13 protein-coding genes are annotated in these 17,601 nt (G+C 73.2%); 10 read left to right on the top strand and 3 right to left on the bottom strand.

The annotated features are described in order from the left end of the window. Positions 1-7: 7 nt before the first annotated feature. Positions 8-280 carry an antitoxin gene (locus ACFVYK_RS14365; protein ID WP_389773036.1) on the bottom strand — a complete coding sequence of 91 codons (273 nt, stop codon included), beginning with the start codon at positions 278-280 and terminating at the stop codon, positions 8-10. Between the two features lie 23 nt (positions 281-303). Next, positions 304-558: a hypothetical protein gene (locus ACFVYK_RS14360; protein WP_389773033.1), complete on the bottom strand. Its 255-nt coding sequence runs from the start codon at positions 556-558 to the stop codon at positions 304-306. A 223-nt stretch (positions 559-781) separates the two neighbouring features. On the opposite strand from ACFVYK_RS14360, the gene miaA reads away from it, so the two are divergent. The 6 genes from miaA to hflX all read left to right on the top strand — a co-directional run bounded on the left by miaA (position 782) and on the right by hflX (position 9,111). Continuing rightward, positions 782-1,720 carry a tRNA (adenosine(37)-N6)-dimethylallyltransferase MiaA gene (miaA, locus tag ACFVYK_RS14355; RefSeq protein WP_389773032.1) on the top strand — a complete coding sequence of 313 codons (939 nt, stop codon included), beginning with the start codon at positions 782-784 and terminating at the stop codon, positions 1,718-1,720. 108 nt (positions 1,721-1,828) lie between these two features. Continuing rightward, complete coding sequence (locus ACFVYK_RS14350) at positions 1,829-2,338, top strand: hypothetical protein (RefSeq protein WP_389773045.1); 510 nt, start codon at positions 1,829-1,831, stop codon at positions 2,336-2,338. A 68-nt stretch (positions 2,339-2,406) separates the two neighbouring features. Continuing rightward, positions 2,407-3,276 (top strand): diaminopimelate epimerase, encoded by an 870-nt coding sequence (gene dapF / locus ACFVYK_RS14345; RefSeq protein ID WP_389773030.1) that lies wholly within the window; start codon positions 2,407-2,409, stop codon positions 3,274-3,276. Positions 3,277-3,574: 298 nt separating this feature from the next. Further along, positions 3,575-5,761 carry a RelA/SpoT family protein gene (locus tag ACFVYK_RS14340; protein ID WP_389773027.1) on the top strand — a complete coding sequence of 729 codons (2,187 nt, stop codon included), beginning with the start codon at positions 3,575-3,577 and terminating at the stop codon, positions 5,759-5,761. A gap of 135 nt (positions 5,762-5,896) precedes the next feature. Continuing rightward, complete coding sequence (locus ACFVYK_RS14335; protein WP_389773025.1) at positions 5,897-7,480, top strand: M1 family metallopeptidase; 1,584 nt, start codon at positions 5,897-5,899, stop codon at positions 7,478-7,480. 137 nt (positions 7,481-7,617) lie between these two features. Next, positions 7,618-9,111: a GTPase HflX gene (gene hflX, locus ACFVYK_RS14330; RefSeq protein WP_389773022.1), complete on the top strand. Its 1,494-nt coding sequence runs from the start codon at positions 7,618-7,620 to the stop codon at positions 9,109-9,111. A 116-nt stretch (positions 9,112-9,227) separates the two neighbouring features. Here the strand turns inward: hflX and ACFVYK_RS14325 are convergent, their stop codons facing one another. Further along, on the bottom strand, positions 9,228-10,451 hold the full coding sequence (locus tag ACFVYK_RS14325) for a trypsin-like serine peptidase (protein WP_389773019.1): 1,224 nt from the start codon (positions 10,449-10,451) through the stop codon (positions 9,228-9,230). A 279-nt stretch (positions 10,452-10,730) separates the two neighbouring features. Between ACFVYK_RS14325 and ACFVYK_RS14320 the strand changes: the two genes are divergently transcribed. The 4 genes from ACFVYK_RS14320 to ACFVYK_RS14305 all read left to right on the top strand — a co-directional run bounded on the left by ACFVYK_RS14320 (position 10,731) and on the right by ACFVYK_RS14305 (position 17,506). After that, on the top strand, positions 10,731-12,425 hold the full coding sequence (locus tag ACFVYK_RS14320) for a diaminobutyrate--2-oxoglutarate transaminase family protein (protein WP_389773016.1): 1,695 nt from the start codon (positions 10,731-10,733) through the stop codon (positions 12,423-12,425). Positions 12,426-12,568: 143 nt separating this feature from the next. Beyond that, positions 12,569-14,659, top strand: coding sequence for an IucA/IucC family protein (locus ACFVYK_RS14315; protein WP_389773013.1), 2,091 nt, complete (start codon positions 12,569-12,571; stop codon positions 14,657-14,659). 43 nt (positions 14,660-14,702) lie between these two features. Next, positions 14,703-15,308, top strand: a complete 606-nt coding sequence (locus ACFVYK_RS14310) for a GNAT family N-acetyltransferase (RefSeq protein WP_389773010.1) — start codon at positions 14,703-14,705, stop codon at positions 15,306-15,308. A gap of 176 nt (positions 15,309-15,484) precedes the next feature. Continuing rightward, the gene (locus tag ACFVYK_RS14305) at positions 15,485-17,506 is read left to right on the top strand and encodes an ATP-dependent DNA helicase (protein WP_389773007.1); all 2,022 of its coding nucleotides are present in this window, start codon (positions 15,485-15,487) and stop codon (positions 17,504-17,506) included. The last annotated feature ends 95 nt before the right edge of the window (positions 17,507-17,601 follow it).

Raw genomic sequence — 17,601 nt, 5'->3', positions numbered from 1 at the left:
CGCCCGGTCAGGAAGCCGGTGGCGGCGGGGCCGGCGGGACGAACGTGTCGCCGCCGCCCGTCGAGGGCTCGTCCTTGTGCGCGAGCCGGTCCATGGCTCCCTTGGCCTTGTCGGCGCCCGTGTGGATCCGGTCGCTGTATTTGCCCTTGGTCTTCTCGTCGACGACCTTGGCGGCCTTGTCGAGGCCGTGATGGACCTTGTCCCCGTGCTGCTGTGCGAGGTCGGAGACCTTGCCCTTGGCCGGGGCGAGCCTGGCCTTCAAATTGTCCAAGAGACCCATGGGCCACCTTCCTCGCGGGTGTGTCACGTGCGGGCGCCGTCGTCGGCGGCCTCACTGTCGGCCGTCTCCTCGGGGGACTGCTGACGGGGGATCCCGACGCCGTCGACACCGTCGTCGTCGGCGACCGGCTCCTTCGACGCCCCGGCGTGCGGGGCGTCGTCGGCCTCGGCCGCCTCCGGGGAGGCCTCCGCGGCCGCTTCCGCTGCGACTGCGTCCTCCGTCGGGCCGACCCCGGCCTCGGCGGCGGTGTCCGCCTGCTCCGTCGCCGGCTCCTCCACGGGCTTCGACCTCCGGAAAAGTCGCGCCAAAACGCCCATGTCCACTCCATACGGTACTCGTGCGGGCGAAATCCCGCGTCGTCCGGTGCGTCCGTTCGCGCCACCGGGGGAGGGCGCCGCCCTTGCGCAGGGTGACGGGAATCCCACAACGGGGAACGACCCCGGACCGGCGTCGTCACGTAACTCGTTCGGGGGCGGGCGCGAGGTTTGCGAGACTGGTGGGGTGAGCAGCGCACCCCCCGCCCCCCGTGTCATCGCCGTCGTCGGACCGACCGCGGCCGGAAAGTCCGATCTGGGCGTTTTCCTGGCCCGACGGCTCGGCGGCGAGGTCGTCAACGCCGACTCCATGCAGCTCTACCGAGGGATGGACATCGGCACCGCCAAACTGACGCCCGAGGAGCGCGCCGGAGTCCCGCACCACCTCCTGGACGTCTGGGACGTCACCGTCACCGCCTCCGTGGCCGAGTACCAGCGGCTGGCCCGTGAGCGGATCGACGCGCTGCTCGCCGAGGGGCGCTGGCCGGTCCTCGTCGGCGGCTCCGGGCTGTACGTCCGCGGCGCCGTCGACAACCTGGAGTTCCCCGGCACCGACCCCGAGGTGCGCGCCCGGCTGGAGGACGAACTCACGCTGCGCGGCTCGGGGGCGCTGCACGCGCGGCTGGCGGCCGCCGATCCCGAGGCGGCGCGCGCGATCCTGCCCGGCAACGGGCGCCGCATCGTGCGGGCCCTCGAAGTGATCGAGATCACCGGCAAGCCCTTCACGGCCAACCTCCCCGGCCACGACTCCGTGTACGACACCGTCCAGATCGGGGTCGACGTGGCGCGTCCCGAACTCGACGAGCGCATCGCCGCCCGCGTCGACCGGATGTGGGACGCGGGGCTCGTGGACGAGGTCCGCGCGCTGGCGGCGCGGGGCCTGCGCGAGGGGCGCACGGCCTCCCGCGCGCTCGGCTACCAGCAGATCCTCGCGGCCCTGGCCGGACAGTGCACCGAGGCCGAGGCGCGCGCGGAGACCGTGCGTGCCACCAAGCGCTTCGCGCGCCGTCAGGATTCGTGGTTCAGGCGCGATCCGCGGGTGCACTGGTTGAGTGGGGCCGCGGCTGATCTGGCAGAACTTCCGGAGCTCGCGCTCGCGTTGGTGGAGCGACCGGTCACAGCCTGATCACGTCATGGCATCGGGACGCCCAGGCCGTCATCCGTGCCTCCGACGTCGTGCCATCATCGAGCTTCGATCGACCAAGTGGAGTCCGAGTTGGGAGGGCGCGTGGCGATGGAGGCCGGCCCTCGCGACACCGCACAAGGCAGCGAGCACCGCACCACCGGGCGTGGTGAACCGGAGCCTGAGGAAGGCCGTCTGATTCCGGACGGGCCGGACGAGGACGACACCCAGGGCACAGTGACCGACGACGGTCCCGAGCCCGAGGAGATGTTCGCGAGCGGCCCCGAGGTCGAGGTCGAGCTGCGCCCGCAGCGCCGCCTGCGGATCTGGCAGCTCGCGCCCATCGTGGCCCTGGCCGCCGTCGGCTCCCTGATGTTCGCCTTCCCGCTCGCCTTCGACTTCGGCGACAGCGGGGCCATGATCGCCATGTTGGGGCTGCTGATCTGCTCCTGTGCGGCCGGCTGGGGCATGATGGCGGCCCGCCGCGTCGGTTACACGTGGCCCGGACTGCCCGCGCGCGGATCCGGGCGCCGTCCCGACTGGCGGGTCGTCCTCGCCTACGTCGTGATGGTCGCGGCGGTGGTGGCCCTGGCGGTCTGGCGCGTCGCCCGGCTCCGCTGAGCCGCACCCACGCGGGAGCGCCCGGCGGCCCCGGGCCCGCTGTCGTGGCCACCCCGTACGATCGAGGGATGAGCACGCGGATCGCCTTCCTCAAGGGACACGGCACCGAGAACGACTTCGTGATCCTTCCCGACCCCGAGAACGCCGTCGACCTCCCCCCGACCGCCGTCGCCGCCCTGTGCGACCGGCGCGCGGGCATCGGCGGTGACGGACTGCTGCACGTCGTGCGGTCCGCCGCGCACCCCGAGGCGAAGGACATGGCCGCCGAGGCGGAGTGGTTCATGGACTACCGCAACGGCGACGGCTCGATCGCCGAGATGTGCGGCAACGGCGTCCGCGTCTTCGCGCGCTACCTCCAGCACGCCGGTCTCGTCGCCGAGGGCGATCTGACGGTGGCCACGCGCGCGGGCGTCAAGCGCGTGCACCTCGACAAGGAGGGGAACGTCACCGTCGGCATGGGCAGCGCCCTCCTCCCCGAGGGGGACGTCACCGTGAGCGTCGGCGAGCGCAGCTGGCCCGCGCGCAACGTCAACATGGGCAACCCGCACGCCGTCGCCTTCGTCGACGACCTCGCGCACGCCGGGGACCTGTACGCGCCGCCGCCCTTCAGCCCGGCCTCCGCCTATCCCGACGGGGTCAACGTCGAGTTCGTCGTGGACCGCGGCCCGCGACACGTCGCCCTGCGCGTGCACGAGCGCGGGTCCGGCGAGACCCGCTCGTGCGGCACGGGCGCGTGCGCCGTCGCCGTGGCGACCGCCCGCAGGGACGGCGCCGACCCGGCGGTCACCGGGACGCCGGTCACGTACACCGTGGACGTGCCCGGCGGACGCCTGGTGATCACCGAGCGGCCGGACGGCGAGATCGAGATGACCGGCCCCGCAGTGATCGTCGCCACAGGGGAGATCGAGTCTGCGTGGCTGGAAACCGCCGGCCTCTGAGGCGGCCGCGGCTTGGCATCGGAGGCCGGTGCGCCGCCGCGGCTCACATGATCGATCCTGAGCAGAGCCACGGGTTCGAATGCCCGACCGGCACCAGGACGAGTGGCTCAAAACCGCAAACCTCCCATCCGTCGCTCGAATGGGTGATCCGTTTCACGCTCGGCGAGAGGCGGTCGGTCGGGCGTGATGGGCTCGGTAGCATCAAGCACCGGCCCGGACGGGGGACCGTTCACCAGTCCCCTGAGCCGTGTCCGCCCTGGGACACCCCGTCCGCCGGTCCACGCAGCCGGAGGTGCCCATGAGTGCGGAGGCCACGAACCCTGCGACCCCAGGCCCGGTAGCGCCGGCCACGCCCCGCAGGCGCAGCCGTCCCCGGATCGATCTGCGCCGCCTGGTCGGCGCCGCGCTGCTCGGCCCCGCCTCGCGCGGAAGGCTGCCGGACGCGATCGGCCACGTCGTCGAGGCGCACCGCGCCCACCATCCCGACGCCGACGTCGAAACCCTGCGCCGCGCCTACGTCCTCGCCGAGTCCTCGCACCGCGGCCAGACGCGCAAGAGCGGCGAGCCGTACATCACCCACCCGCTCGCCGTCACCCTGATCCTCGCCGAACTCGGCGCGGAGACCACGACCTTGACCGCCTCGCTGCTCCACGACACCGTGGAGGACACCGAGGTGACGCTCGACCAGGTCGGTGACCAGTTCGGCGCCGAGGTGCGCTATCTCGTCGACGGCGTCACCAAGTTGGAGAAGGTCGACTACGGCGCGGCCGCCGAGCCCGAGACCTTCCGCAAGATGCTCGTCGCCACCGGCAACGACGTCCGCGTGATGTCGATCAAGCTCGCCGACCGGCTGCACAACATGCGCACCCTGGGCGTGATGCGCCCCGAGAAGCAGGCGCGCATCGCCAAGGTCACCCGCGAGGTCCTCATCCCGCTCGCCGAACGCCTCGGCGTCCAGGCCCTCAAGACCGAGCTGGAAGACCTCGTCTTCGCGATCCTGCACCCCGAGGAGTACGAGCACACCCGCGAGCTGATCGTCGCGAACGCCTCCCGCGCGGACGACCCCCTCGCGGAGTTCGCCGACGCGATGCGCGCGATCCTGCGCGACGCCGGCATTCAGGCCGAAGTCCTCATCCGCCCGCGGCACTTCGTGTCCGTGCACCGTGTGTCCCGCAAGCGCGGCCGGATGCGCGGCTCCGACTTCGGCCGGCTGCTCGTCCTCGTGAACGAGGACGCCGACTGTTACGCGGTCCTGGGCGAACTGCACACCTGTATGACGCCGGTGGTCTCGGAGTTCAAGGACTTCATCGCCGTCCCCAAGTTCAACCTGTACCAGTCGCTGCACACCGCGGTCGCCCGCGAGGACGGCCAGGTCGCCGAAGTCCTCATCCGCACCCACCAGATGCACAAGGTCGCGGAGGCCGGCGTCGTCGCCCTCGGCAACCCCTACCCGGCTCCCGCCGAGGAACCGATCCGGGACCGGGCCGCGGCCGACGAGGAGCGCGTCGACCCCACGCGGCCCGGCTGGCTCTCCCGCCTCCTGGACTGGCAGGAGGCCGCCCCCGACCCCGACACCTTCTGGTCCACCCTGCGCGAGGACCTCGCCCAGGACCGCGAGATCACCGTCTTCCGGCCGGACGGCGGCACGCTCGGCCTGCCCGACGGCGCGACCTGCGTCGACGCCGCGTACGCCCAGTACGGCGAGGACGCCCACGCCTGCATCGGCGCCCGGGTGAACGGCCGCCTGGCGACCCTCAGCACCGCGTTGCGGGACGGCGACACCGTCCAGCTCCTCATGGGCCAGGACCCCGCCTCGGAGCCGTCCAGGGAGTGGCTGGAGCACGCCCACACCCCCGCCGCCCGCATCGCCATCCAGCGCTGGCTTGCGACCCACCCGGCCCCGGCCGAGCAGGACGACACCGCACCGGCCCCGGACCCCGGGGCCGCCAAGGCCGCCGAGGCGACCGCCCGGTCCACGGCCGACCCCTCCGGGGGCGGCGCGCCCGCTCCGCGCCCCGGAGCCGCCGTCACGGTCGTCGACCGGCCCGACGCCACGGTCCGGCTGGCCGGGTGCTGCACGCCCGTACCGCTCGACGACGTGACCGGGTTCCTGGTGCGCGGTGGAGTGGTCACCGTGCACCGCGCGGAGTGCGACGCCGTGGCGCGCATGGCGAGCGCGGGCCGCGAAGAGGTCGCCGTGCGCTGGGGCGACACCACCGGCTGCCGGGTCACCCTGGTCGCCGAATCGTTCGGCCGGCCTCATCTGCTCGCCGACCTCACCGAGGCCATGGCGCTGGAAGGCGCCGAGATCGTCTCGGCGACCGTCGAGCCGCCGAGCCAGCAGCGGGTGCGCCACACGTACACCGTCCAGCTCCCCGACGCCGCCCACCTGCCGACCCTCATGCGGGCCATGCGCAACGTGCCCGGCGTGTACGACGTGGACCGGGCCCAGCACCACGCGCAGGCGTCGGCGGAACCGGCGTAGGGCCCCCACGCGGGTGCGCGAGCCGCGTCCCGGTCGCCGCGGGCGCGTCCGCCCCCGCGCGCGGGCGCCATCCGTTCGGGTGGGCCGGGCGCGCGTCGCCGACACGGCCCAGGCCCGCGCTGGTAGCGGTGGTGCATGCTGCTCACCCCCCGCGTCCGGTTCAAGTCCGCGCTCCTCGCCTCGGCCGTCTCCGTCTGCCTCGTCGCCGCGAGCGCCCCGGCCGACCCGCTCGGCATCGGCGACCGCCTCTTCCCGCACCTGGGCAACCCCGGGTACGACGTGGCGTCGTACGACCTGTCCTTCACCTACTCCGGCGCCAACGACAAGCCTCTCCAGGCGGTCACCACCATCGACGCGTGGACCACGGCCGCCCTGGACCGGATCAACCTCGACTTCGCCCACGGCAAGGTCGACTCGGTCGAGGTCGACGGCCGGCCCGCCTCCTTCGCCGACGCCGGCGACGACCTGGTGGTCACCCCGAGCAGCGCGCTGCCCCCGGGCAGCTGGGTGCGGATCACCGTGCGGCACACCAGTGATCCGGTGAGCGCCGACGACCGGGACGGCGGCTGGGTCAGGACCGCGGACGGCCTCGCCATGGCCAACCAGGCGGACGCCGCCCACCTGGTCTTCCCGTGCAACGACCATCCCTCCGACAAGGCGATGTTCACCATCCGCGTCACCGCCCCCAACGACTACACGGCCGTCGCGGGCGGCCTGCCGGCCGGGGTCGAACGGGTCGGCGCGGCGACCACGTGGACCTACCGCACCCAGCACCCCATGGCGACCGAGCTCGCCCAGGTGTCGATCGGACGTTCCGCCGTCGTGCACCGTGAGGGACCGCACGCCCTGCCCGTGCGGGACGTCGTGCCCACCAAGGACCGCGACGCCCTCGAACCGTGGCTGAGGAAGACGCCCGAGCAGATCGCCTGGATGGAGGGCAAGGTCGGCCCCTACCCCTTCGAGACGTACGGCCTGCTCATGGCCGACGCCTCCACCGGGTTCGAGCTGGAGACGCAGACTCTCTCCCTCTTCGAGAAGGGCCTCTTCACGGAACCCGGCTACCCCAAGTGGTACGTCGAGTCGATCATGGTGCACGAGCTGTCCCACCAGTGGTTCGGCGACAGCGTCAGCCCGCGCGACTGGTCCGACCTGTGGCTCAACGAGGGACACGCCACCTGGTACGAGGCGCTGTACGCGCAGGAGAAGGCGGGCCGCACCCTGGAGGCGCGGATGAAGGCGGCGTACGGCGCCTCCGACCGCTGGCGCGCCGCGGGAGGCCCCCCGGCGCTGCCCAAGGCGCCCAACCCGGGCCAGAAGATCAGCATCTTCCGCCCCAACGTCTACGACGGCGCGGCCCTCGTCCTGTTCGCCCTGCGCCAGGAGATCGGCAGCCCCGCCTTCGAGCGCCTGGAGCGGGCCTGGGTGCACGACCACCGCGACTCCACGGCGAGCACGGCCGACTTCGAGCGCCTCGCCGAAGCGATCTCCGGCCGCGAGCTGAGCGGATTCTTCCGCGACTGGCTGTACAAGGACAAGACGCCGGCGATGCCCGGGCACCCGGACTGGAAGCCCGCGCCGCCGGTCGCCAGGGCCGAGCCGAAGGCCGAGCCGAAGACCGCGTCGAGGGCCGAACCGAAGGCCGAACCGAAGGCCGAACCGAAAACCGGACCGAGGGCCGTCCCGAAGGCAGGACCGAAAGCCGCGCGGGCATCGGAATAAGGCGGTGACGAGACGGGCCGTACCGTGCGACCATCGTGCGGTCGGCGCGGCACGGTACACGGGAATCTCCCGGGCTACTCGTGCGTTCTCCTTCATGAAGGCCGTCGAAGCGGCATTCCCAACGACGTAAGGACCCAATGACCTCCTCTTCTTCCCCTTCCCAGGACGCCAAGCGCATGGCGCACGCCTACCCCGAAGGTCTTCGGGCCGATGCCCTGATGGAAGAGGACGTCGCCTGGAGCCACGAGATCGACGAGGACCGGGACGGCGAGCAGTTCGACCGCTCCGAGCGCGCGGCCCTGCGCCGCGTGGCAGGTCTCTCCACCGAACTCGAGGACGTCACCGAAGTCGAATACCGCCAGCTCCGTCTGGAGCGGGTCGTGCTCGTCGGCGTCTGGACCACGGGAACCGCCCAGGACGCGGACAACTCCCTCGCGGAGCTGGCCGCCCTCGCGGAGACGGCGGGAGCCCTCGTGCTCGACGGCGTCATCCAGCGCCGCGACAAGCCCGACGCGGCCACCTACATCGGCTCCGGCAAGGCGAACGAGCTCCGGGACATCGTCCTCGAGACCGGCGCCGACACCGTCATCTGCGACGGTGAGCTCAGCCCCGGCCAGCTCATCCACCTGGAAGACGTCGTCAAGGTCAAGGTCATCGACCGTACGGCCCTGATCCTCGACATCTTCGCCCAGCACGCCAAGTCCCGAGAGGGCAAGGCGCAGGTCGCCCTCGCGCAGATGCAGTACATGCTGCCGCGGCTGCGCGGCTGGGGTCAGTCGCTGTCCCGTCAGATGGGCGGCGGCAAGGGCGGCGGCCTCGCCACCCGCGGCCCCGGTGAGACCAAGATCGAGACGGACCGTCGGCGGATCCGCGAGAAGATGGCGAAGATGCGCCGGGAGATCGCGGAGATGAAGACCGGCCGCGAGATCAAGCGTCAGGAGCGCAAGCGCCACAAGGTGCCGTCCGTCGCCATCGCGGGCTACACCAACGCCGGCAAGTCGTCGCTGCTCAACCGTCTCACGGGCGCCGGCGTCCTGGTCGAGAACGCCCTGTTCGCGACCCTGGACCCGACCGTGCGCCGGGCGGAGACCCCGAGCGGCCGGCTGTACACACTGGCCGACACCGTCGGGTTCGTCCGGCACCTGCCGCACCACCTGGTCGAGGCGTTCCGCTCCACCATGGAAGAGGTCGGCGAGTCCGACCTGATCCTGCACGTGGTGGACGGCTCGCACCCCGACCCGGAGGAGCAGCTGGCCGCCGTGCGCGAGGTGGTCCGGGACGTCGGCGCCACCGGCGTGCCCGAGATCGTCGTGATCAACAAGGCGGACGCGGCCGACCCGCTGACGCTCCAGCGACTCATGCGGGTCGAGAAGCGCTCCATCGCGGTCTCGGCCCGTACCGGTCAGGGCATCGCCGAGCTGCTCGCGCTGATCGACGACGAGCTGCCGCGGCCGTCGGTCGAGGTCGAGGTACTCGTGCCGTACACCCACGGCGGCCTGGTCGCCCGCGCCCACACCGAGGGCGAGGTGATCTCCGAGGAGCACACGGCGGAGGGCACCCTGCTGAAGGCCCGGGTGCACGAGGAACTGGCGGCGGATCTCGCGCCGTACGTTCCGGCGCCGGCCGTCTAGGCAGGCCTGGGGCCGTCGCGACCGGCTCCGCCCGGTGAACGCCGGAACGCCCGAAGGCCCGTCCCCGCTCACCGCGGGGACGGGCCTTCGGCGTGTCCGGCTCACCACCGGTCCGGTCAGCGTCCGGCGAACTTCTCGCTCACCGAGTCGTAGACGCCCTTGGCCACCTCGCCGAGCCGCGGGCCGGCCAGCCATCCCGAGCTCACCGGGCCGATCGAGGTGTTGGACACCAGCGCCGGCTTGCCGTCGGAGCCCGTCGCGACCCAGCCGCCGCCCGACGCACCACCGGTCATCGTGCAGCCGATGCGGTACATCGTCGGGTCCGCGGAACTGAGCGAGAACCGCCCCGGCCTGTCCTGGCACTGGTAGAGCTTCTGGCCGTCGTACGGCTTCGCCGCCGGGTAACCGGTCGCGGTGACGCGGGCGACCTTCGGGACCGCCGGGGCCTTGAAGTTCACCGGGAGAGCCGAACCGACCGTCTCCTCCAGGGACTTGCCGGAACCGCCCTCCTCCGGCGTGACATGGATGACGGCGTAGTCGTAGGAGGCGCCGTCGCCGCCGGTCTGACCGCCCTGCGCGATCCACTGGTCCGAGGTCTTCGTCCAGTCGCCCCACCAGACCCCGTACGGAGCGGCCTGTTCCCTGGTGGCCGTCTGCAACTGCGCGGAGGACAGGCCCTTGTCGTTGTACGACGGCACGAACGCGATGTTGCGGTACCAGCCGCCGCCCTTGCCCGCGTGCACGCAATGGCCCGCCGTCCACACCAGGTTGGACTTGCCCGGGTGGGCCGGGTCCCGCACGACCGTCGCCGAGCAGACCATCGTGCCCTCGGGCGAGTCGAAGAACACCTTGCCCGCCTCGGGGGCGTTGGCGTGGTACTTCGTCGGCACGGCCCGCGCCTCCACCGCCTGCGGCGTGGGGTCGGTCACACCCTGGTCACCGGAGAGGTCGCTCTCGTCGACGCTCCGGTCCGGGTCCTCCGCCTTGCGCATCCGGTCCGGGTCCCACAGGCCCTTGATGATGGGGTTGACGTAGTCCTTCGCCTCGCGCAGCCAGTCGTCCCTGTCCCAGTTCTTCCACGCGCCGTTCTTCCACTTGTCCAGATCTATCCCGTGCTCTTTGAGCCTGTCCTTGATGTCGTCCGGGATCGTGATCTTTCCGTCGCCGGTGGCCGACGCCGACGCGCCGGTCTCGCCGCCGGCGTCGGTGTCGCCCGAGTCGCACGCGGTCGCGGTGAGCGCGAGCACCGAGACGAGGGCCATGGCGCCCAGCACGGGGGAGGTTCTGCGGCGCGCGTTCCTCCCCCGGCGAACGGTGAACGACGGCCGTGTGGATCGCATGGTCTGACTCCCCCTGCTGTCAACGAACTTGAGACACCCGCCGTTCCCCCGGAGCGAACTCACGGGTGTCCCGCCCCCGGTTCGGGCGGGACTCGCGGCCAGGTGCGATGCCCCCACACGATATGCGCTCGCTGTGGGGGACTCCCGACGGAACGGCAACTGTTCGGTCACAGCGCCGATCTTGCGGCGACCCGTAACCGGGAAGACCGTCCGGGGTTGGTAGCGGTGGGGGGTCAGCTGTCCGCGCCCGGCCCCTGAACTGCGGGAGGACGGGGAGCCGTGGTCGTGACCGAGCCAGTGCCCGAGGGCATCCTGAGGCGTCAGTCGGCGCGTGAGTCGGCGGCGCGCACCTATGCGCGCGCCCTGCCCATCGTGCCGGTGCGGGCCCGCGGACTGACCATCGAGGGCGCCGACGGCCGCCGTTACCTCGACTGTCTCTCGGGCGCCGGCGCGCTCGCCCTCGGGCACAACCATCCCGTCGTGCTGGAGGCCATCCGCGGGGTGCTCGACTCGGGCGCGCCGCTGCAGGTGCTGGACCTCGCGACCCCCGTCAAGGACGCCTTCGTCACCGAACTGTTCCGCACCCTGCCGCCCGGTCTGGCCGACCACGCGCGCGTGCAGTTCTGCGGACCGGCCGGCACGGACGCCGTGGAGGCCGCCCTCAAGCTGGTCCGGGCCGCCACCGGCCGCACGGGCGTCCTGGCCTTCACCGGGGCCTACCACGGGATGACCGCCGGGTCCCTAGAAGTCTCCGGGGGCGCCGACGACGTCCGGGTGGCGCGGTTGCCGTACCCGCAGGACTACCGCTGCCCGTTCGGCGTCGGCGGCGAGCGCGGCGCCGAACTCGCCGCGCGCTGGACCGAGTCCGTCCTCGACGACCCCAAGTCGGGGGTACGGCACCCTGCAGGGATGATCCTGGAACCCGTGCAGGGCGAGGGCGGGGTGATTCCCGCCCCGGACGCCTGGCTGCGCCGCATGCGACAGATCACGGCGGACCGCTCCATCCCGCTGATCGCCGACGAGGTCCAGACGGGCGTCGGGCGGACCGGCGCCTTCTGGGCGGTGGAACACAGCGGGATCACCCCCGACGTGATGGTCCTGTCCAAGGCGATCGGCGGCAGTCTGCCCCTCGCCGTCGTCGTCTACCGCGACGACCTCGACGTCTGGGGGCCGGGCGCCCACGCGGGCACGTTCCGCGGCAATCAGCTCGCCATGGCCGCCGGCACGGCCACCCTCGCCTTCGTCCGCGAGAACGGCCTCGCCGACCGCGCCGCCGTCCTGGGCGCCCGCATGCTGTCCCGGCTCCGGCGCCTCGCCGAGGAGTTCCCGTGCGTGGGGGACGTGCGGGGGCGCGGACTGATGATCGGGATCGAGCTGGTGGACCCCCAAGAGCCCCGCGCCGGCACCGGGAGCACCGTGATGGCAGGGAGCGACCGGGTCGACGGAGCGGACCGGGGCGACGGGGTCGACGAGCCCTGTCGGCTCGACGGGATCGAGGGGGGCGCCGGTCCGCGCGCCCCCTTCCCCGCCGCTCCCGCGCTGGCCCTCGCGCTTCAGCGAGAGTGCCTGCGCCGCGGTCTGATCGTCGAGCTCGGCGGGCGTCACGCCGGCGTCGTACGGCTGCTACCGCCTCTGACCATCACCGACGAACAGGCGGCGGCGGTGCTGGACCGACTCGCGGACGCGATGGCGGCGGTGTCCGGGAACCACACCCGCGGGACGGCCCACCGCGGACGCACGCAACGCACGGGGCAAGCGGGACGCGCAGGGCAGGCGGAGCAGACGGGGTTCGTGGGGCAGGCGGGGCAGACGGGGTTCGTGGGGCAGGCGGGGCGCGCAGAGCCCCACCGCCCGAGCAGGCCGGACCACGCGGACCGCCCGAGCAGGCCGGACCACGCGGACCGCCCGGACCCCGCGGACCGGCCCCCCGAGGAGGTCCCGCGCCAGGGCGGCCGCGCCGACCGGGCCCGATGATCCCGTCTCCCGGCGCCCCCTGCCGCCTCCCACCGGTGTCCCCCGAGGCGGGCGCGCACGGCGTCCCCTCTCCGGGCGGGCCGCGTGCGGCGCCTCCTGTAGCCGCCCGTCCGCTTCGCCCCTTCACTCCACGAGGACCGACCTTGACCACCTCCCCGCAACCGGCCGACCTGAACTCCGCACTCGCCGGGCGTCCGTCCCCCGCTCCGGCCGAGCGGCCGTCCGCCTCCTCCGCCGGGTCCGCCGAACTCCGCGCGCGCTCGCTGCCGGTCCCGCGCGGGCCGGGAACGACCCTGCCCGCGGACCAGCCGCGTCCCGCCGTCGACGACCTCCTGGACCACCCCGATCCGCACACCGCGGCCCAGGGCGCGGCTGTGGAGAACCTGCTGCGCTGCTGGGTCCGAGAGACCGGTCTGTCCGCTCCCGGCGACGGCGTCCTGCGCGTGCCGCTGCCCGCCAGCGGTGTCGCCCTGCTCGTCCCCGTCCTCCACTGGTCCCCGACGGGCTGGCACCGCTTCGGCCTGCCGCGCCTGGCCGAGGCTCCCGACCAGTCGCGGCCCGTGGACGCCGTCACGGTCGCGGCCCTGCTGGCCCGCGAGACGCCCGCGATCGGCGGGGGCGGCGCGGACGGGAACGGTGCAGCGGACGGGAAGGGCTGCGCGGACGGAGGGGGCTGCGGCGGTGGTGGCGGAGGTGAAGGCGTCGACCTCGTCGCGCGCGTCGCCGACTCCGTCCGCCGTACCGCCGTCTTCATCGGCGAGCGCAGAGGACACCCCGCCGACGGCCCCGACCTGTTCCTGGCCGGCGAACAGGCCCTGGTGCTCGGGCACCCGCTGCACCCGACCCCCAAGAGCCGGGAAGGGCTCACGGACGGCGAGGCGCGCCGGTACTCACCCGAGTCGCGCGGTTCCTTCCCGCTCCACTGGCTGGCTGTCGCTCCCTCCGTGCTCGCCGCGGACTCCGCCTGGACCGAGCGCGGCCGTCCCGTCCCGGCCACCCGGCTGACGGCGCGGCTCGCCGGCGCCGGACTGCCGTCACTGCCCGAGGGATTCGCCGCCCTGCCGGCGCATCCCTGGCAGGTGAGGCGCATGCGGTCAGAACCCGGGGCCGAGGCGCTGTTCGACGCCGGGCTGCTCCGGGACCTGGGCGCGCACGGCCTCCCGTGGCATCCCACCTCGTCCGTGCGCACCGTGCACCGTTCCGGGGCCCCGGCCATGCTGAAACTCTCGTTGGGCCTGCGCATCACCAACTCCCGGCGCGAGAACCTCCGCAAGGAACTCCACCGGGGCGTCGAGGTGCACCGGCTGCTGCGTTCCGGCCTCGCCGAGCGGTGGCACGCGGTCCATCCGGGCTTCGACATCGTCCGCGACCCGGCCTGGCTGGCGGTCGACGACCGGGACGGCCGCCCTCTCACCGGACTGGACGTGATGATCCGCCACAACCCCTTCGCCCCGACGGACGACGTCTGCTGCGTCGCCGGTCTGGTGGCGCCCCGGCCCGGTGCCCGCGAGGCGGCGGCCGCGGACGGCCCGACGCCCCCGACGACACCCGCCCTCGCGGATGCGGGGTCCGCCTGGCGCTCCCGGCTGGCCGCGATCGTCACGCGTCTGGCCGGGCGCACCGGCCGGCCGGTGGGGGCGGTGGCCGCGGAGTGGTTCCTGCGGTACCTGGAGCAGGTCGTGCGGCCCGTGCTGTGGCTCGACGGCGCGGCCGGGATCGCGCTGGAGGCTCACCAGCAGAACACGCTCGTCCTGCTGGACGCGGACGGCTGGCCCAGGGGCGGCCGCTACCGCGACAACCAGGGCTACTACTTCCGTGAGTCCCGCCGCGCGGCCCTCGACGCCCGGCTGCCGGGGATCGGCGAGCGCAGCGACACCTTCGTCTCCGACGAGGTCACCGACGAGCGCTTCTGCTACTACCTGGGGATCAACAACGTGCTGGGGCTCGTCGGCGCCTTCGGCTCCCAGCGCCTCGCCGACGAACGTGTGCTGCTCGCGGCCTTCCGGCGCTTCCTCGCCGATGCCGACCGGACCGGGGCGGGCGCCGACTCCCGTACCGCCGTCGGCCGCGGGCGGACGGGCGGCCGCAGTTCGCTGCCCGCCCGGCTGCTCGACTCACCGGTCCTGCGCTGCAAGGCCAACCTGCTCACCCGGCTGCACGGGCTCGACGAACTCGTCGGACCGGTCGACACCCAGTCCGTGTACGTCGCCATCGCCAACCCGCTGCTTTCCTGAACCGCACTCTCCTGAACCGCACTCTGCTCGAGAGGAGCCCGCCGTGCCTTCTGCCGGGACGGACGCCCCCGCCGGCGTGCCCGCCGCCCCCGCCGTCGGCGACTGGGGGGCCGTCGGCACGCCCGCCGGAGCCTTCCGGCTCGTCCCCGTCCTGATCGAGCGGGACCTCTCGCTCGTCGCCCGCTGGATGAACGATCCGGCCGTCGCCGCGTTCTGGGAGCTGGCCGGGCCGGAGTCCGTGACCGAGCGGCATCTGCGCGGTCGATTCGCCGCCGGCGCAAGCAGCGTCCCGTGCCTGGGCGTGCTGGCGGGACGGCCGATGAGCTACTGGGAGATCTACCGGGCGGACCTCGATCCGCTGGCCCGTCACTACCCGGCCCGGCCCCACGACACCGGCCTCCATCTCCTCATCGGCGACGCGGCCGACCGGGGACGGGGGCTCGGGGGACCGCTGCTCGAAGCCGTCGCCGGTCTCGTCCTCGACAGGACGCCCGCGTGCGACCGCGTCCTCGCCGAACCGGATGCGCGCAACCTGGCGTCCGTCGCGGCCTTCAGGAACGCCGGTTTCCGGTTCTCCGCGGAACTCGATCTGCCCACCAAGCGGGCGGCCCTCATGATCCGAGAGCGTCACCCGCGTGATCTCCTGTGAAGCCGTTCGGGCGCGATCGGCCGGATCCGGCCACCTCTCGTCGGCGAACGGTCACCCTCAGCCACCACCGCTCCCGCCCCTTCCACCCCCATCAGGAAACCCACGGTCGTGATCCCTCCCCTCCCGTCCGCCTCGGCGACCCGTTTGTCAGTGCCGCGCCGTAGGGTGGTCGCGCTATGACGAAGCCCTCACTCCCCGAACTCCTGCATGCCGCCGTCGCCGCCGTCGGCGGCACGGAGCGCCCCGGCCAGGTGACCATGGCCGAAGCCGTCGCCCAGGCGATCGACGACGGCTCCCACCTGCTGGTCCAGGCCGGCACCGGCACCGGCAAGTCCCTCGGCTACCTCGTGCCCGCGCTCGCCCACGGGGAGCGTGTGGTGGTGGCGACGGCCACGCTGGCCCTGCAGCGCCAGCTCGTCGAGCGGGACCTGCCGCGCACGGTCGAGGCGCTGCATCCGCTGCTGCGCCGGCGCCCGGAGTTCGCGATGCTCAAGGGCCGGTCGAACTACCTGTGCCTGCACCGACTGCACGAAGGCGTCCCGCAGGACGAGGAGGAGGGCCTCTTCGACCAGTTCGAGGCCGCGGCCCCCACCAGCAAGCTCGGCCAGGACCTGCTGCGGCTGCGCGACTGGTCCGACGAGACCGAGTCGGGGGACCGCGACGATCTGACGCCGGGCGTGTCCGACCGGGCCTGGGCCCAGGTGTCGGTGTCCTCCCGGGAGTGCCTCGGCGCCACGAAGTGCGCCTACGGCGCCGAGTGCTTCGCCGAGATGGCCCGCGAGCGCGCCAAGCTGGCCGAGGTCGTCGTCACCAACCACGCGCTGCTGGCCATCGACGCCATCGAGGGCGCCCCGGTCCTGCCGCAGCACGAGGTGCTGATCGTCGACGAGGCGCACGAGCTGGTCTCACGGGTCACCGGCGTCGCCACCGGCGAGCTCACCCCGGGCCAGGTCAACCGGGCCGTGCGCCGGGCGGCCAAGCTGGTCAACGAGAAGGCCGCCGACCAGCTGCAGACCGCCGCCGAGGGCTTCGAGCGGCTCATGGAGCTCGCCCTGCCGGGTCGCCTGGAGGAGATCCCCGAGGACCTCGGCTACGCCCTCATGGCGCTGCGCGACGCCGCGCGGACGGTCATCTCCGCCATCGGCGCGACCCGCGACAAGTCCGTCCAGGACGAGGACGCCGTCCGCAAGCAGGCGCTGGCCTCGGTGGAGTCCGTGCACGACGTGGCGGAGCGGATCTGCAACGGCTCCGAGTGGGACGTCGTCTGGTACGAGCGCCACGACCGCTTCGGCGCCTCCCTGCGCGTCGCCCCCATGTCCGTCTCGGGCCTGCTACGGGAGAAGCTCTTCACCGACCGGTCCGTCACCCTGGCCTCGGCGACGCTGAAGCTGGGCGGGGACTTCAACGGGGTGGGCGCGTCGATGGGCCTCGCCCCGGAGGGCACGCAGGGCGAGGACGTCCCGCAGTGGAAGGGCCTCGACGTCGGCTCGCCCTTCGACTACCGCAAGCAGGGCATCATGTACGTCGCCAAACACCTGGCACGCCCCGCGCGGGACGGCGACCGCGCCGACATGCTCGACGAGCTGACCGAACTGATCCGGGCGGCCGGCGGGCGCACCCTCGGCCTCTTCTCCTCCATGCGCGCCGCGCAGCTCGCCGCCGAGGAACTGCGCGTGCGTCTCCCCGAGTTCCCGATCCTCCTCCAGGGCGAGGAGACCCTCGGCGAACTGATCAAGAACTTCTCGGCGGACCCCAGGACGTGCCTGTTCGGCACGCTCTCGCTCTGGCAGGGCGTCGACGTGCCCGGCCCCAGCTGTCAGCTGGTCGTCATGGACAAGATCCCCTTCCCGCGCCCGGACGATCCCTTGATGAGCGCCCGCCAGAAGGCGGTGGAGGACGCCGGAGGCAACGGGTTCATGGCCGTCGCGGCGACCCACGCGGCGCTGCTCATGGCCCAGGGAGCGGGCCGCCTCGTTCGGGCGTCGGGGGACCGGGGCGTGGTCGCCGTCCTGGACCAGCGGCTGGCGACGGCGCGGTACGGGAGCTACCTCAAGGCCTCCCTGCCCGACTTCTGGTACACCACGGACGGCGATCAGGTCCGCAGGTCCCTCGCGGCGATCGACGCCAAGGCGAAGCAGTCGGAGTCCGAGACGCCGACCGAGGCGGAGCAGGCCGAGGCGGAGCAGGCCGAGGCCTAGGAGGTCGCGGGAGGGCCCACTGTGGGGCCTGTGCCGTGCCGGGGGAGGGGGCGGGCCCGTCGGCACAGCGCAGGGCCCCGGAACCGGCGCAGGGA

Origin of the sequence: Streptomyces sp. NPDC058291 (assembly GCF_042880855.1) — a bacterium.
Taxonomy (GTDB): Bacteria; Actinomycetota; Actinomycetes; order Streptomycetales; family Streptomycetaceae; genus Streptomyces.
The sequence above is the reverse complement of the archived record's forward strand: the minus strand, read 5'-3'. Positions and strand labels throughout refer to the sequence as shown.

Coding starts and splice junctions, on each gene's coding strand:
- ACFVYK_RS14305 (WP_389773007.1), top strand. CDS start 15,485: ATGACGAAGCCCTCACTCCCCGAACTCCTGCATGCCGCCGTCGCCGCC.
- ACFVYK_RS14325 (WP_389773019.1), bottom strand. CDS start 10,451: ATGCGATCCACACGGCCGTCGTTCACCGTTCGCCGGGGGAGGAACGCG.
- dapF (WP_389773030.1), top strand. CDS start 2,407: ATGAGCACGCGGATCGCCTTCCTCAAGGGACACGGCACCGAGAACGAC.
- ACFVYK_RS14365 (WP_389773036.1), bottom strand. CDS start 280: ATGGGTCTCTTGGACAATTTGAAGGCCAGGCTCGCCCCGGCCAAGGGC.
- hflX (WP_389773022.1), top strand. CDS start 7,618: ATGACCTCCTCTTCTTCCCCTTCCCAGGACGCCAAGCGCATGGCGCAC.
- ACFVYK_RS14350 (WP_389773045.1), top strand. CDS start 1,829: ATGGAGGCCGGCCCTCGCGACACCGCACAAGGCAGCGAGCACCGCACC.
- ACFVYK_RS14335 (WP_389773025.1), top strand. CDS start 5,897: ATGCTGCTCACCCCCCGCGTCCGGTTCAAGTCCGCGCTCCTCGCCTCG.
- ACFVYK_RS14340 (WP_389773027.1), top strand. CDS start 3,575: ATGAGTGCGGAGGCCACGAACCCTGCGACCCCAGGCCCGGTAGCGCCG.